Genomic DNA, 14,732 nt, shown 5'->3' on the forward strand with positions numbered 1-14,732 from the left:
TACACTCCGTGTGCCGATTGATCAGAACTTCGGCAGTTCCGGGCGGTTTGAAAGCGCCTTTTCGATCACGTCAACGACGCGCAGGCGCTGTTCGCCGGAAAGCGGCAGGCGAGGGGCGCGGACGCGGTCGTTCGACTGGATGGCGTAGACTTCCGCAAGCTTGATGTTCTGGACGAGGAAGGTCGAGACGTCCAGGTCGAGCAGCGGCCGGAACCAGCGGTAGATGGCGCGCGCTTCATCGAGGCGGCCCGCCTGAACGAGCTTATAGATTGCGATCGTTTCCTTCGGGAAGGCGACGACGAGACCGGCGACCCAGCCGTGCGCCCCCATCAACAGGCTTTCGAGCGCCAGGTTGTCGACGCCGGTAAACACATCGAAGCGTTCGCCGAAGGCATTGAAGACGTCCGTCACGCGGCGGATATCGTCGGTCGATTCCTTCATGGCGACGACGAGATCGTTCTTCGCCAGCTCTTCGAACATCGGGATCGTGACGTCTACGCCATAGGCGACCGGATTGTTGTAGACCATGATCGGCAGGCCACCGGCTGCGGCAATCGTCTGGACATGCGTCAGCGTCTCTTCCGGAGCGGATTTGTAGGGCACGCCTGGCAAGACCATGAAGCCGCTCGCACCGGCCTTTGCTGCGGCCTTGGCTGCAGCGGCGCCGCGCTTTGTCGAGCTTTCGCAGACCGTCATCAGGACTGGCCTCGAACCCGCAGCCGAGCGCGCTACATTCAGGATTTCCAGCTTCTCTTCCGGCTCGAGCGTCATGTTCTCGCCCAGCGAGCCGCAGACGATGATGCCATCGACACCTGCATCGGCCTGGAGCCCGAAGCAGCGTTCCATTTCGGCAAGATCTAGCTCGCCGCTCTCAGTGAATTTCGTCGTTACTGCAGGAAATACGCCGCGCCACATGTTCGTCTCCTTGACTCTGATATATCACAGCAGCTTGCCATCTGATTTCCGTCGTGTCAATATCTGATATATCAGAATGAAGTATGGACTATCGAATGCAGAGTTCACAGAGCCATCTGGCCTATCTCGCACTTGAACACGCGATTGTGACGCTGGTGTTGAAGCCGGGCGCGCTGGTGACCGAAAAGCAGCTGATCGATATTGCCGGTCACGGCCGTACGCCGGTGCGCGAGGCGATACAGAAGCTTGCCTGGCAGGGGCTCATCATCGTCAGGCCGCGGGTCGGGCTGCAGGTGGCGGAGATCAAACCGGACGATCATGCCAATGTCATGCAGGTGCGCAGGGAACTGGAGCCTATTGCTGCGTCGCTGGTCGCGAGGCATGCGACGGACGAGCAGCGGGGGGCGCTGATAGACTGCGCCCGCACAATGACCAATTGCGCGGTCAATGGCGATCTTGCCGCCTTCTTCGCTGCCGACAAGGCATTCGACGAGCTTCTCGAGGAGGCTTGCCCGAATACGTACATCACCGCGGCGCTCGGGCCTGTGCAGACACATTCACGCCGTCTTTGGTATTCGACGGCCACTCCGGACCGGATGGACCGCTCGATCAAGCTGCACGTCACGGTTATTCGCGCCATCCAGCAGGGCAAGGTGGAAGAATCGCGGCAGGCAATGGCGGCCTTGATCGACTATCTCAGCCACAAATGAAAACGGCCCCGTCTCCGGAGCCGTTCGATCAATAATCCAAAAACCGTCAGCCGACGAAGGCGCGTTCGATGACGAACTCGGCCGGCTTGCTGTTGGCGCCTTCTTCAAAGCCTGCCTTTTCGAGCAGTTCCTTAGTGTCCTTCAACATGGCGGAAGAGCCGCAGATCATGCCGCGGTCGATTGCCGGGTCGAGCGGCGGAACGCCAAGATCGGTAAAGAGCTTACCGGAGGAGATCAGGTCGGTGATGCGACCGCGATATTCGAAATCCTCGCGGGTGACCGTCGCATAGTGACGCAGTTTGTCGCCGACGATCTCGCTCAGCAGTTCGTCGTTCCGGATCTCTTCTATCAGATCGAAGCCGTATTTCAGTTCCGCGACCTCGCGCGTCGTGTGGGTGAGGATCACTTCCTCGTACTTCTCGTAGGTATCGGGGTCGCGGATAAGGCTTGCGAAGGGCGCGATGCCCGTTCCGGTCGAGAACATGTAAAGCCGCTTGCCGGGCGTCAACGCGTCGAGCACCAGCGTACCCGTCGGCTTCTTGCGCATCAGAACCTGGTCGCCCGGCTTGATGCCCTGGAGATGCGATGTGAGCGGGCCGTCCGGCACCTTGATCGAGAAGAATTCGAGTTCTTCGGCCCAGGCTGGGCTTGCAATGGAGTAGGCACGAAAAATCGGCTTGCCATCAACCATGAGGCCGATCATCGCGAACTCGCCGGAACGGAAACGGAAACCCTGCGGCCGGGTCATCGTGAAGCGGAAGAGCCGGTCCGTATAGTGCGTGACGCTCAGCACCGTTTCGGCATAGACATTTGCCGGAACGGCGGAGGCGAAATCTTCGGTCTTTGCTGGAGCGTTCATTCGGTATCGGATCCCGTATTCGTCGCATGATCGGTCTGATGCGAGGCAGATATTACAAATACGCCGGAAATTAAAGGCATTCCATTCTCCGCGACGCTATCAGTAGGAAATATGCGTATCATTGTCATGTATCAATGCCTGCGTGATCTTGTTGCTTTTACGCTGGCGAAGCGGGGCAAAGGATGCATATTAGGCCAAAACGCTGCCGACAGGTTTAAGCGGCGGCAGGCGGTACGGGGAAACATGAAGATTTTCAACTACAAGCGCGTTCCTTATGCAGAGATACGCGCCTTTTCCGTCCATATTTTGACGGCGTCCGGCTCTTTCCTCGCGTTTCTGGGTGTGGTCGCCGCCGCCGAACACCGCTTCATCGACATGTTCTGGTGGTTGGGCCTTGCTCTGCTCGTCGACGGCATCGACGGTCCCATCGCCCGTAAGGTGCGAGTGAAGGAGGTGCTGCCCAACTGGTCGGGCGACACGCTCGACAATATCATCGATTATGTGACCTACGTGCTTTTGCCGGCTTTCGCACTATACCAGAGCGGCATGATCGGTGAACCCTGGTCTTTTGCCGCCGCCGGCATGATTGTTGTGTCGAGCGCCATCTACTATGCCGATATGGGAATGAAGACCGAGGAGTATTTCTTCTCCGGTTTTCCGGTCGTCTGGAATATGATCGTCTTTACGCTCTTCGTCATCGACGCAAGCGCTACGACAGCCCTGACGGTGGTGATCGTCTCGGTGATCCTTACCTTCCTGCCAATCAATTTCCTGCATCCGGTGCGCGTCCAGCGTCTGCGGTTCATCAATCTCGGCGTTTTCTTCTTCTGGTCGGCGCTCGGCATGTATTCGCTGCTTATGCACTTCAGCATGCCGCAATGGGCCATTATTCTCTTCGTGATCAGCGGTGTTTATCTTTATTGCATCGGCGCCGTCCTGCAGTTCTTCCCGGCGTTGGGACGCAGCGAATAGGAGGCGGTTATGACAAAGACGCAGGCGATTGCTTTCAGCCGCAATGGCGGTCCTGAAGTTCTTGAGTATGTCGATGTCGATTTGCCGCCGCCATCTGCCGACGAGGTCCAGATTAGGCACGCTGCAATAGGGCTCAATTTCATCGACGTGTATTTCCGCGATGGAACTTATAAGGCGGCGCATCTGCCGTTCATCGCCGGGAAGGAAGCGGCAGGCACGGTGACGGCGATCGGACCTGGCGTCAACGATTTCGCAGTCGGTGACCGGGTTGCCTATGCCGGTGCCGACGGCGCCTACAGCGTCGAGCGGAATGTCGAGGCCAAGCACCTCGTCAAGGTGCCCGACGCGATCAGCCTGGAAACAGCAGCCGCGATGATGCTGAAGGGCATGACCGCCGAATATCTGCTGAACCGGACATTCAAGGTCGGTCCTGAGACGGTTCTGCTTTTCCATGCTGCCGCCGGCGGCGTCGGCCTCATCGCAGGGCAATGGGCAAAGGCGCTGGGCGCTACCGTGATCGGTACCGCCGGCTCGGAAGACAAGGTGAAGCTCGCGCTCGAGCATGGCTACGATCACGTCATCAACTACAGGACGGAAAACTTCCTCGACCGCGTTCGTGAGGTCACCGGCGGCAAGGGCGTGGACGTCGTCTATGACTCGATCGGCCGTGATACATTCCCGCAATCGCTCGACTGCCTGAAGCCGCGCGGCATGTTTGTCTCTTTCGGTCAATCCTCTGGCGCTATTGAGAATTTCACGATGGCGATGCTGGCGCAGCGGGGCTCGCTATATGCAACGAGGCCGACGCTTTTCACCTACATTGCCACGCGCGATGAACTGACCGCCTGTGCAAACGCGCTATTTGATATTGTGCTAAGCAGCAAAGTGCGTATCAATATCAACCAAACCTATCCGTTGCGTGAGGTGGGACGGGCTCACACGGATCTAGAAACAAGAAGAACTACGGGAACTACGCTGCTGATCCCATAAACGATCCGGAACGGACAGGTCGGCAGAGGGAAATGAGGGGAACGTGTCGTCATTGAATGCGCTGCCGTCCGGTGCGTTACTGTCGGTCCAGAAACTGACGAAGCTCTTCGGTAGCTTTACCGCCTGCAACGAAATCGATCTCGATATCGCTCCAGGCGAGATCCACGCGCTTCTCGGAGAGAACGGCGCAGGCAAGTCCACGCTGGTGAAGATGCTGTTCGGCGTTTTGGAGCCGACGGCCGGCGATATCCTCTGGGAGGGAAAGCCGGTTGCGGTTGGCGCGCCTGGAGAAGCCCGCAAGCTCGGCATCGGCATGGTCTTCCAGCATTTTTCGCTCTTCGAAGCCCTGACGGTCGCCGAAAACATCGCGCTCTCCCTCGATGACAAGATTCCGATCGGCCGGATCGCCGAAGAGGCGAGGGCATTGTCGCGCGCTTACGGGCTGCCGCTCGATCCGCACGCCCATGTGGCCGACCTTTCCGTCGGGGAGCGTCAGCGCATCGAAATCGTCCGCGCGTTGCTGCAAAATCCGAAGCTGATCATCCTCGACGAGCCGACCTCGGTTCTGACGCCTCAGGAGGCCGACAAACTCTTCGAAACGCTTTTCAAGCTGAAGGCGGAGGGCCGCTCTGTGCTCTATATCAGCCATCGCCTCGAGGAGGTGCAGCGCATTTGCGATCGCGCAACCGTGCTTCGCCACGGCAGGGTTACCGGCGCCTGCGATCCGAAGCGGGAGACTCCCGGCTCCCTCGCCAGAATGATGGTCGGCTCCCACGTGCCGAGCGTGAGCCATCCCGATCGCGGCAATGTTGGGGACGTTCAGCTTGCAGTAACAAGTCTTTCAGTCGCTCCGCGCACGCCCTTTGCCACACCGCTAAGGGATGTGTCGCTTGCGGTCCGCTCCGGCGAAATCCTGGCGATTGCCGGTGTCGCCGGAAACGGGCAGGGCGAGCTTTTCGACGCATTGTCCGGCGAATATCCGGTGGCGCAGCCTGAGGCGATCATGATCCGCAGGAAGCCTGTCGGCACGCAGGGCATCACCGCCCGCCGCCTGCTCGGTGCGGGCTTCGTCCCGGAAGAGCGCCACGGCCACGCCGCAGTTTCGGCCATGAAGCTTTCGGATAATGTGGTGCTCGCGCGCAGCCAGTCGGACCGCAAGGCGTTCCTTGGCGGCGGCTTTCTCAAGGTCATCCGGCGCGGAGCGGTGAGGAGTGCGGCAAAACGCATTTCGGAAAACATGGACGTCCGCAAGAGTGGTGAGGATCCCGTCGCAGGGGCGTTGTCCGGCGGCAATCTCCAGAAGTTCATCGTCGGCCGGGAGCTCGACCGCCAGCCGGCGGTCCTCGTCGTCAATCAGCCGACCTGGGGCGTCGACGCGGGGGCTGCGAGCCACATTCGTCAGGCGCTCGTCGATCTCGCACGCGCCGGCTCTGCCGTCGTCGTCATCAGTCAGGACCTTGATGAGATATTCGAAGTCGCAACCGATATCGCCGTCATCTCGGAAGGGCGTCTTTCGCCGCCGTTCCCGGCCGGTGAACTGACCCGCGAGCAGATCGGTATCCTGATGGGCGGTCTGCATGAAAGCGGGCGTGCCGCGGAGACCGCCGATGCGCATTGAACTGGAAAAACGGCCACAGGTCTCGAAACTCTTCGGGTTCGTTTCGCCGCTCCTGGCACTGGTGCTGACGCTGGTTGCAGGCAGCATCATGTTCGCTCTGCTCGGCAAGGATCCGGTCGGGGCGCTGAACGCCTTCTTCGTCGAACCCTTGCTTGAAGTCTGGTCGCTGCACGAACTGGCGATCAAGGCCGCGCCGCTCATCCTGATCGCGGTCGGCCTTTCGGTTTGCTACCGCTCGAACAACTGGAATATTGGTGCCGAGGGCCAGTTCACCATCGGCGCGATCGCAGGGTCGATCCTGCCGATCGTCTTCTACGATTGGCATTCGCCGCTCGTGCTGCCGCTGATGCTCATCATGGGTGCCATCGGCGGCGCGCTCTTCGCCGCCATCCCGGCACTCTTGAAGGCACACTTCAATACCAATGAAATCCTGACCTCGCTGATGCTGGTCTATATCGCCCAGCTTTTCCTCGATTGGCTGATCCGTGGTGCCTGGCGCGATCCGAAGGGCTTCAATTTTCCCGTTTCCCGCGACTTTGCTCCGGAGGCGGTCCTTCCGGCTATCTGGGAAGAGTCGGGACGCGCGCACTGGGCCTTCATCTTCGCGATCCTCGCGGCGATCCTCGTCTGGTTTATGATGCGCTATACGCTGAAGGGCTTCGAGGTCGTCGTGCTCGGCCAGTCTGAGCGGGCAGGGCGCTTTGCGGGCTTCTCCTCGAGGCGGATGATCTGGTTCAGCTTTCTGTTGTCCGGCGCGCTTGCCGGTCTCGCCGGCATTTCCGAAGTGTCTGGTTCGATCGGCCACCTGCAGCCGGCCATTTCGCCGGGCTACGGCTTCACGGCGATCATCGTCGCCTTTCTCGGACGCCTCAATCCCCTCGGCATCATTGCCTCCGGCCTAGTTCTGGCGCTTACCTATCTCGGCGGCGAGGCGGCACAGCTCTCGATCGGGGTGTCCGACAAGGTGACGCGCGTCTTCCAGGGGCTCCTGCTGTTTTTCGTGCTCTCGTGCGACACGCTGATCTTCTACAGGATCAGGATCGTCTGGTCGCGGGCGCAGGCAGTCACCGGAAAGGTGGCGCAATGATCTTCGAAGCCATCTTGCTGACCGTCATCACGGCCGCCACGCCCCTCGTGATCGCTGCATTCGGCGAACTTGTGACGGAGCGCGCCGGAGTCTTGAACCTAGGCGTTGAGGGTATGATGATCATGGGCGCCGTCGGCGCCTTTGCGGCTGCCCAGGCCACCGGATCGCCTTATATCGGCCTGCTGGCCGGTATCGCGACCGGCACGGTGTTCTCGCTTCTCTTCGGCTTCCTGACGCTGACGCTGGTAACCAATCAGGTCGCGACCGGCCTTGCGCTGACGATCCTCGGGCTTGGGGCCTCCGGGATGCTCGGCGAGAGCTATGTCGGCATCCCCGGTATCAAGGTTCCGCAGGTCTACATTCCGTATCTTTCCGACATTCCCTTCATCGGACCGGTGTTTTTTCATCAGGATCTGGTTTTCTACCTGTCGATCGCGCTCGTCATCGGCATCAACTGGTTTCTCTTCAAAAGCCGCAGGGGCCTGAAGTTGCGGGCGATCGGCGACAATCACAGTTCGGCACACGCGCTCGGGATCGATGTCATTCGTACCCGCTACCTGGCGGTCATGTTCGGCGGCGCCTGTGCCGGGCTTGCCGGCGCGCAGCTTTCGCTCGTCTATACGCCGCAATGGGTGGAGAACATGGCGGCGGGGCGCGGCTGGATCGCGCTTGCGCTCGTCGTCTTTGCGTCCTGGCGGCCGTGGCGGGTGCTTGCGGGAGGCTATCTATTCGGTGCGGTCTCGATCGGTCAGCTTCACGCGCAGGCCTTTGGGATCGGCATTCCGTCGCAGTTTCTTTCGATGCTGCCTTATGCCGCGACTATTGTCGTTCTCATCATCATTTCTCATAATCGGCGCACGACGTTGATCAACACGCCGGCATCGCTTGGCAAGGCTTTCGTGCCTGACCGGTGACGCACAACAACAGACGGGTTTCAAACTCCCAAACCAACAGGGGCTAAAATGAAGAAACTAGCACTCGCACTTGCGGCAACCGCTGCGCTTGTCATCAGCGTCGGCTCGGCCGCACAAGCCGCAGACAAGACCAAGGTCTGCTTCATCTATGTCGGCACCCGCACGGACGGCGGCTGGACGCAAGCCCATGAAAACGGCCGCCTGCAGGTCGAAAAGGAATTCGGCGATAAGGTCGAAACACCTTTCCTCGAAAGCGTTCCGGAAGGCCCGGATGCCGAGCGCGCTATCGAGCGCATGGCCCGCTCCGGCTGCTCGCTGATCTTCACCACCTCGTTCGGGTTCATGGATGCCACCGTCAAGGTCGCCCAGAAGTTCCCGAAGGTGAAGTTTGAGCACGCAACGGGCTTCAAGGCAGCGGAAAACGTCGCGACCTACAATTCGCGCTTCTATGAGGGCCGCTACATTCAGGGCCAGATCGCCGCCAAGATGTCGAAGAAGGGCCTCGCCGGCTACATCGCTTCCTTCCCGATTCCGGAAGTGGTGATGGGGATCAACGCATTCGAACTCGGCGCGAAGTCCGTCAATCCCGACTTCAAGCTGAAAGTCGTATGGGCCAACACCTGGTTCGACCCGGGCAAGGAAGCCGACGCCGCCAAGGCACTGATCGACCAGGGCGTCGACATCTTGACACAGCACACCGACACCACGGCGCCGATGCAGGTTGCTGCCGAACGCGGCATCATGGCCTTCGGTCAGGCGTCGGACATGATCAAGGCCGGTCCGAAGACCCAGTTGACGGCAATCGTCGACACATGGGGCGCTTACTATACCAAGCGCACGAAGGCTCTGCTCGACGGCACGTGGAAGTCTGAACAGATCTGGGACGGCCTGAAAGACGGCATCTTGACCATGGCGCCCTACACGAACATGCCGGACGACGTGAAGAAGATGGCCGAAGAAACCGAGGCCAAGATCAAGTCCGGCGAACTGCATCCCTTCACCGGCCCGATCAACAAGCAGGACGGTACGCCCTGGCTGAAGGATGGCGAAAAGGCCGATGATGGCACGCTGCTCGGCATGAACTTCTACATCCAAGGCGTCGACGACAAACTGCCGCAATAATCGCTGCATTTCGCAGTTGCAAAAGGCGCTCCCTCTCTGAGCGCCTTTTTTTTGCGAGCCATCCTAAAATAGTAATTTACAAAAGTAATACTATATGATTTTTTCTCTCCTGCGCCGCGAGGAGCGGCATTTGGGAGAGACAATCATGAAATTGAAGAATGCACTTTTGAGTGCCACGGTTCTGGCTGCCTGCATGTTCGGTTCCGCATCTGCAGCGGAGCTTGTCGTGGGCTTTTCACAGATCGGCTCGGAGTCCGGCTGGCGTGCCGCTGAGACGACGGTGACGAAGCAGGAAGCTGAGAAGCGCGGCGTTGATCTGAAATTTTCCGATGCCCAGCAGAAGCAAGAGAACCAGATCAAGGCGCTGCGCTCCTTCGTTGCACAAGGCGTCAACGCGATTTTTCTCGCTCCCGTCGTCGAAACCGGCTGGGACGATGTCCTCAAGGAAGCCAAGGAAGCCGAAATCCCGGTCATCCTGCTCGACCGTACCATCAAGGCTCCGGATGATCTCTATCTGACGGCTGTGACCTCCGACCAAGTCCATGAAGGCAAGGTTGCGGGCGAGTGGCTCGTCAAGAATGCCGGCGACAAGAAGTGCAATATCGTCGAACTGCAAGGCACCACCGGCTCCTCGCCGGCGATTGCCCGCAAGAAGGGCTTCGAGGAGGCGCTTGCCGGCCACGATAACTTCAAGATCGTCCGCAGCCAGACCGGCGACTTCACCCGCGCCAAGGGCAAGGAAGTCATGGAAAGCTTCCTGAAGGCTGAAAACGGCGGCAAGGACATCTGCGCGCTTTATGCCCACAACGACGATATGGCCGTCGGCGGCATTCAGGCGATCAAGGAAGCCGGCCTGAAGCCCGGCAAGGATATCCTCGTCGTCTCGATCGACGCCGTTCCGGACATCTTCCAGGCGATGGCGGCAGGCGAAGCCAATGCGACGGTCGAGCTTACGCCGAACATGGCCGGCCCGGCATTCGATGTGCTTGACGCCTATCTGAAGGACAAGAAGGAGCCGCCGAAGTGGATCCAGACGGAATCGAAGCTCTATACGCCGGCTGATGATCCGATGAAGGTCTACGAAGCCAAAAAGGGCCTCGGTTACTAATTGACACTGTTGCCGCACCGGTCCCTAACGGACCGGTGCGGCGCTGCCCGTGCGAGCGGGACACCATGTCCGGCAAGTGCGAGGGCATGAGCGGTCATATCTGGAAAATATCGAGCCATGATTCACGATTTCGAGAACGTTCTCGTCGCGTCCGGAATATCGAAATTCTTCCCCGGCGCCGTGGCGTTGGACAAGGTCGATTTCACGCTTCGCAAGGGCGAAGTCCATGCGCTGCTCGGCGAAAACGGAGCCGGCAAATCCACACTCATAAAATGCCTGACCGGCGCCTATCGCCGCGACGAGGGAAGACTTGCGCTCGAGGGCAGCGAGATCGATCCCGCCGATACGCTGGCGGCACAGAGGCTCGGCATCGGGACCGTCTATCAGGAGGTGAACCTCCTGCCGAATCTCAGCGTCGCCGAGAACCTTTTCCTTGGCCGTCAGCCGCGCCGTTTCGGCATGGTCGATACGCGCGCGATGAACCGGATGGCGCGCGAGCTGCTGGCGCAATATGGCTTGGACATCGATGTCACGGCACAACTCGAGCGCTTCTCCGTCGCCGTCCAGCAGGTGATCGCCATTGCCCGTGCAGTCGATCTTTCAGGCAAGGTTCTGATCCTCGACGAGCCGACCGCGAGCCTTGATACGCACGAAGTCGCGATGCTCTTCAATGTCATCAATGACTTGAAGAAGCGTGGATTAGGCATTGTCTTTATTACACACTTTCTTGAACAGGTTTACGAGATCAGCGACCGCATCACTGTGCTTCGCAACGGTAGGCTTGTCGGCACCCGGGAAGTGGCGGAACTGCCGCGGCAGGCGCTGATCCCGATGATGCTCGGCCGCGAACTGGCGCAGACGGAAGAGGCCGCAAAGGAACGCACGGCCGCTGCGGGTAGCGTCAAATATCGCTTCGAGGGCTATGGCAAGCGCGGCAAGGTAAAGCCTTTCGATCTCGACATTCGCGTGGGTGAAGTCGTCGGCATAGCCGGCCTGCTCGGTTCCGGACGTACCGAGACGGCAGAACTTTTCTTCGGCATAGAGCACGCCGACAGCGGCAGGGCGGTGATCGATGGAAAGGTTGTGGCGCTGTCGAGCCCGCGCGCTGCGATCCGGCACGGCTTCGGTTTCTGCCCGGAGGACCGCAAGACCGACGGGATCATCGGCGATCTGTCGATCCGCGAGAATATCGCGCTGGCGCTTCAGGCCCGCCGCGGCTGGGCAAGACCGCTGTCGCGCGGCGAACAGAATGCTCTTGCGGACCAATATATCAAGGCGCTCGATATCCGCACGACCGACCGTGAGAAACCGATCCGGCTGCTTTCGGGGGGCAACCAGCAGAAAGCCATCCTCGCGCGCTGGCTTGCCACCAATCCTGATTTCCTGATCCTCGACGAGCCGACGCGCGGCATCGACGTCGGTGCCCATGCGGAGATCATCCGGCTGATCGAGGAGCTTTGTGCAAAGGGCATGTCGCTGATCGTGATTTCATCTGAATTGGAAGAGCTTGTCGCCTATAGTTCACGCGTCGTCGTCCTTCGCGACCGCGAGCACATTGCCGAGCTTGCTGGAGACCGCTTGACGGCATCCCACATCATCGACGCGATTGTCGCGGCCGAACAGAAAATGGAGGATGCATGAGTTCCTCGCTGAAGGCGCTTGCCATACGCCTGGCGCCGCAATTGATTGCGCTGGCCGTCATTCTTTTGTTAAATTTCATCATGTTTCCGCAGTTTTTTAATGTCGTCGTTCAGAATGACCGCCTCTATGGCAGTTTGATCGACGTCCTGAACCGCGGCGCCCCCGTTGCACTGCTCGCCATCGGTATGACGCTGGTGATCGCGACGAAGGGCATCGATCTTTCCGTCGGCGCCGTCATTGCGATCTGCGGTGCTGTTGCCGCATCGTCGATCGTCTCCGGCAATTCGCTGGCCTACACGCTGATCACGACGCTCTGCGTCGGGTTGCTTTGCGGCGTTTGGAACGGGTTCTTGGTGGCGATCCTGAATATCCAGCCGATCATCGCCACGCTTGTGCTGATGGTCGCCGGACGCGGCATCGCCCAACTGATCACCGAAGGCGTGATCATGACTTTTAATGATCCGGGTCTGATATTCTTCGGCAGCGGCTCCTTCGCCTTTTTGCCGATGCCCGTCGTGATCTGGCTGATCGCCGGCGCGTTGGTGATCCTGCTCGTCAGGCGAACCGCACTCGGCATGCTGATCGAATCGGTCGGCATCAATCGCCGTGCCAGCACGCTCTCCGGGGTTCGCACGCCCGTTCTATTGATGGCGGTCTATATGCTGAGCGCGCTCTGTGCGGCGATCGCGGGCGTTATCGTGGCCGCCGACATCAAGGGTGCTGATGCCAACAATGCCGGTCTCTGGCTGGAGCTCGATGCGATCCTTGCGGTCGTCGTGGGCGGTAATTCTCTCCTCGGCGGGCGCTTCAGCATTCTCGGCTCGCTGATCGGGGCGATGATCATCCAGGCGGTCAATACCGGCATCCTGCTGTCCGGTTTCCCTCCGGAATTCAACCTGATCATCAAGGCCGTGATCGTCCTGATCATTCTCATCATCCAGTCGCCTGCGCTGCAATCCGCCGCAGTCTTCTTCAGCCGCAAGCCAGAAGTCAGAGCGGAGCTGTTGAAATGAACTCGAAATACCTGCCGCTCCTGGCAACCATCGTCATCTTCGTCCTTTCCTATGCGGCCTGCGCGCTGCAGTACCCGAACATGCTCTCGACCCGCGTCGCCGGCAATCTGCTGACCGACAACGCTTTTTTGGGAATTGCCGCAGTCGGCATGACCTTCGTCATCGTCTCGGGCGGTATCGACCTTTCGATCGGCTCGGTCATCGCCTTTACCGGCGTGTTTCTTGCCGTCGTGCTGCGGGACACCTCGATTCATCCGCTGGCAGCCTTTGCGTTGGTTCTCGCCATCACCACTGCCTTCGGTGGACTGATGGGCGCGGTAATCCACTATCTGAAGATGCCGGCCTTCATCGTGACGCTTGCCGGCATGTTCCTGGCGCGCGGCATGTCCTACGTGCTTTCGATCGACAGTATCCCCATCGATCACGATTACTATTCGACGCTGACCGGAATTTACTATCGTCTGCCAGGTGGCGGACGCCTGACGCTGGTCGGCGGAGTCATGCTGCTGGTTTTCATCGCCGGGGTCTTCATTGCGCATCGCACCCGCTTCGGAGCAAATGTCTACGCGCTCGGCGGTGGCGTCCAGACGGCGGAGTTGATGGGTGTGCCGGTCGGCCCGACGACCATCCGGATCTACGCGCTCTCCGGCTTTTTGGCGGGCCTATCCGGAATCGTTTTTTCGCTCTATACGTCTGCCGGATATTCCCTGGCGGCGGTCGGTGTCGAGCTTGACGCCATCGCGGCGGTGGTCATTGGGGGGACTCTTCTGACCGGGGGAGCAGGATTCGTAGCAGGAACCTTCATAGGTCTCCTGATACAGGGGCTTATTCAGACATACATCACCTTCGACGGGACGCTCTCGAGCTGGTGGACGAAAATCCTGATCGGCCTTTTGCTCTTTGCGTTTATCCTGATGCAAAAGGCCATCCTGTTCTTGTCCAGTTTGAACAAGAGGTACGCCTGACGGAGGACTTGTTGCGCAACCGTTTGCTTGAGACACGAAGGACCGGCCGGAAGACCCGCACGAGCCACGCGCAGGTCGTGGACGAGCTTGGCAAGGCCATCGTCGCCGGAACCTATCCGGTCGGCTCGATTTTGCCCGGTGACGTCGAGCTTGCGCAACGCTTCAAGGTCTCCCGCACCGTCCTTCGCGAAACGATGAAGACGCTTGCAGCCAAGGGCATGGTTGTTGCCAAGGCCCGCGTCGGCACGCGTGTGACGGAGAAGAACCTCTGGAACATGTTCGACAGCGAGATCATCGCCTGGCACTTCGACCACGGCGTCACCGAAGAATTCCTGCTGCAACTCTACGACATCCGCCTTGCTGTGGAACCTTTTGCCGCGGGCCTTGTGGCAGAACGTGCAAACGCCGATGACATCGCGACGCTGCGTGCATTGGCGCTCGATATGGCTGCGCCCGGCCACACGACGGAGAGCCTTGCGCTCGCCGACCTGAAATTCCATCTCGCCGTCGCCGATGCTTCCCACAACCCATTCATGCGCACGCTCGGAAGTCTGATCGAGGCGGCCCTCGTCGGTATGTTCCGCCTGAGCACGCCGCCATCGCAGAACGGTTTCGCCAACATTGCCGACACGCATATGCGCATTGTCGATGCGATCGTCGCCGGCGACGTTGCCGGCGCCCGCAAGGCGATGGAAGATGTTATCGTTGAAGGCCGCAAACATGTGCGTGACGCCTATGCGGCGTTCTCCGAGGTTTCCGCCTGATCCAAATTCATCTTTGTCGCCGGTTCGCCTTGCTGCTATGAGGCAGAGCTGAAC

14 protein-coding genes are annotated in these 14,732 nt (G+C 59.7%); 12 read left to right on the top strand and 2 right to left on the bottom strand.

Annotated elements, in window-relative coordinates; translation table 11 throughout:
* Window positions 1–21: 21 nt before the first annotated feature.
* Window positions 22–915, bottom strand: a complete 894-nt coding sequence (locus ACW4PC_RS05425; protein WP_455873086.1) for a dihydrodipicolinate synthase family protein — start codon at window positions 913–915, stop codon at window positions 22–24.
* A gap of 95 nt (window positions 916–1,010) precedes the next feature.
* On the opposite strand from ACW4PC_RS05425, the gene ACW4PC_RS05430 reads away from it, so the two are divergent.
* Complete coding sequence (locus tag ACW4PC_RS05430) at window positions 1,011–1,625, top strand: GntR family transcriptional regulator (RefSeq protein WP_455873087.1); 615 nt, start codon at window positions 1,011–1,013, stop codon at window positions 1,623–1,625.
* Between the two features lie 46 nt (window positions 1,626–1,671).
* On the opposite strand, the gene ACW4PC_RS05435 is transcribed toward ACW4PC_RS05430, so the two are convergent.
* The gene (locus tag ACW4PC_RS05435; RefSeq protein ID WP_455873088.1) at window positions 1,672–2,484 is read right to left on the bottom strand and encodes a ferredoxin--NADP reductase; all 813 of its coding nucleotides are present in this window, start codon (window positions 2,482–2,484) and stop codon (window positions 1,672–1,674) included.
* Window positions 2,485–2,727: 243 nt separating this feature from the next.
* Here ACW4PC_RS05435 and pcsA point away from each other — a divergent pair, with 243 nt between their 5' ends.
* The 11 genes from pcsA (at window position 2,728) to ACW4PC_RS05490 (ending at window position 14,678) form a co-directional block, all read left to right on the top strand.
* Window positions 2,728–3,456, top strand: coding sequence for a phosphatidylcholine synthase (gene pcsA, locus ACW4PC_RS05440; RefSeq protein WP_455873089.1), 729 nt, complete (start codon window positions 2,728–2,730; stop codon window positions 3,454–3,456).
* A 9-nt stretch (window positions 3,457–3,465) separates the two neighbouring features.
* Window positions 3,466–4,446, top strand: a complete 981-nt coding sequence (locus ACW4PC_RS05445; protein WP_455873090.1) for a quinone oxidoreductase family protein — start codon at window positions 3,466–3,468, stop codon at window positions 4,444–4,446.
* 52 nt (window positions 4,447–4,498) lie between these two features.
* The gene (locus tag ACW4PC_RS05450) at window positions 4,499–6,064 is read left to right on the top strand and encodes an ABC transporter ATP-binding protein (RefSeq protein WP_455873612.1); all 1,566 of its coding nucleotides are present in this window, start codon (window positions 4,499–4,501) and stop codon (window positions 6,062–6,064) included.
* A complete protein-coding gene (locus tag ACW4PC_RS05455; RefSeq protein ID WP_455873091.1) occupies window positions 6,054–7,151 on the top strand; it encodes an ABC transporter permease in 1,098 nt (365 codons plus the stop codon). The genes ACW4PC_RS05450 and ACW4PC_RS05455 overlap by 11 nt, the downstream gene beginning before the upstream one ends.
* Window positions 7,148–8,065 carry an ABC transporter permease gene (locus ACW4PC_RS05460; protein ID WP_455873092.1) on the top strand — a complete coding sequence of 306 codons (918 nt, stop codon included), beginning with the start codon at window positions 7,148–7,150 and terminating at the stop codon, window positions 8,063–8,065. Before ACW4PC_RS05455 ends, ACW4PC_RS05460 begins: the two co-directional genes overlap by 4 nt.
* Window positions 8,066–8,113: 48 nt before the next feature.
* Window positions 8,114–9,187, top strand: a complete 1,074-nt coding sequence (locus tag ACW4PC_RS05465; protein ID WP_455873093.1) for a BMP family ABC transporter substrate-binding protein — start codon at window positions 8,114–8,116, stop codon at window positions 9,185–9,187.
* 145 nt (window positions 9,188–9,332) lie between these two features.
* Window positions 9,333–10,295, top strand: a complete 963-nt coding sequence (gene ytfQ / locus ACW4PC_RS05470) for a galactofuranose ABC transporter, galactofuranose-binding protein YtfQ (RefSeq protein ID WP_022715566.1) — start codon at window positions 9,333–9,335, stop codon at window positions 10,293–10,295.
* A 117-nt stretch (window positions 10,296–10,412) separates the two neighbouring features.
* Window positions 10,413–11,936 carry a galactofuranose ABC transporter, ATP-binding protein YtfR gene (gene ytfR, locus ACW4PC_RS05475; RefSeq protein WP_074068078.1) on the top strand — a complete coding sequence of 508 codons (1,524 nt, stop codon included), beginning with the start codon at window positions 10,413–10,415 and terminating at the stop codon, window positions 11,934–11,936.
* Entirely contained in the window at window positions 11,933–12,949 is a 1,017-nt protein-coding gene (locus ACW4PC_RS05480; RefSeq protein ID WP_455873094.1) for an ABC transporter permease, read from the top strand. The genes ytfR and ACW4PC_RS05480 overlap by 4 nt, the downstream gene beginning before the upstream one ends.
* Window positions 12,946–13,914, top strand: a complete 969-nt coding sequence (yjfF, locus tag ACW4PC_RS05485; RefSeq protein ID WP_455873095.1) for a galactofuranose ABC transporter, permease protein YjfF — start codon at window positions 12,946–12,948, stop codon at window positions 13,912–13,914. The genes ACW4PC_RS05480 and yjfF overlap by 4 nt, the downstream gene beginning before the upstream one ends.
* An 11-nt stretch (window positions 13,915–13,925) precedes the next feature.
* Window positions 13,926–14,678: a FadR/GntR family transcriptional regulator gene (locus ACW4PC_RS05490; protein ID WP_074068082.1), complete on the top strand. Its 753-nt coding sequence runs from the start codon at window positions 13,926–13,928 to the stop codon at window positions 14,676–14,678.
* Window positions 14,679–14,732 lie beyond the last annotated feature (54 nt).

Source organism: Rhizobium yanglingense (assembly GCF_977109285.1).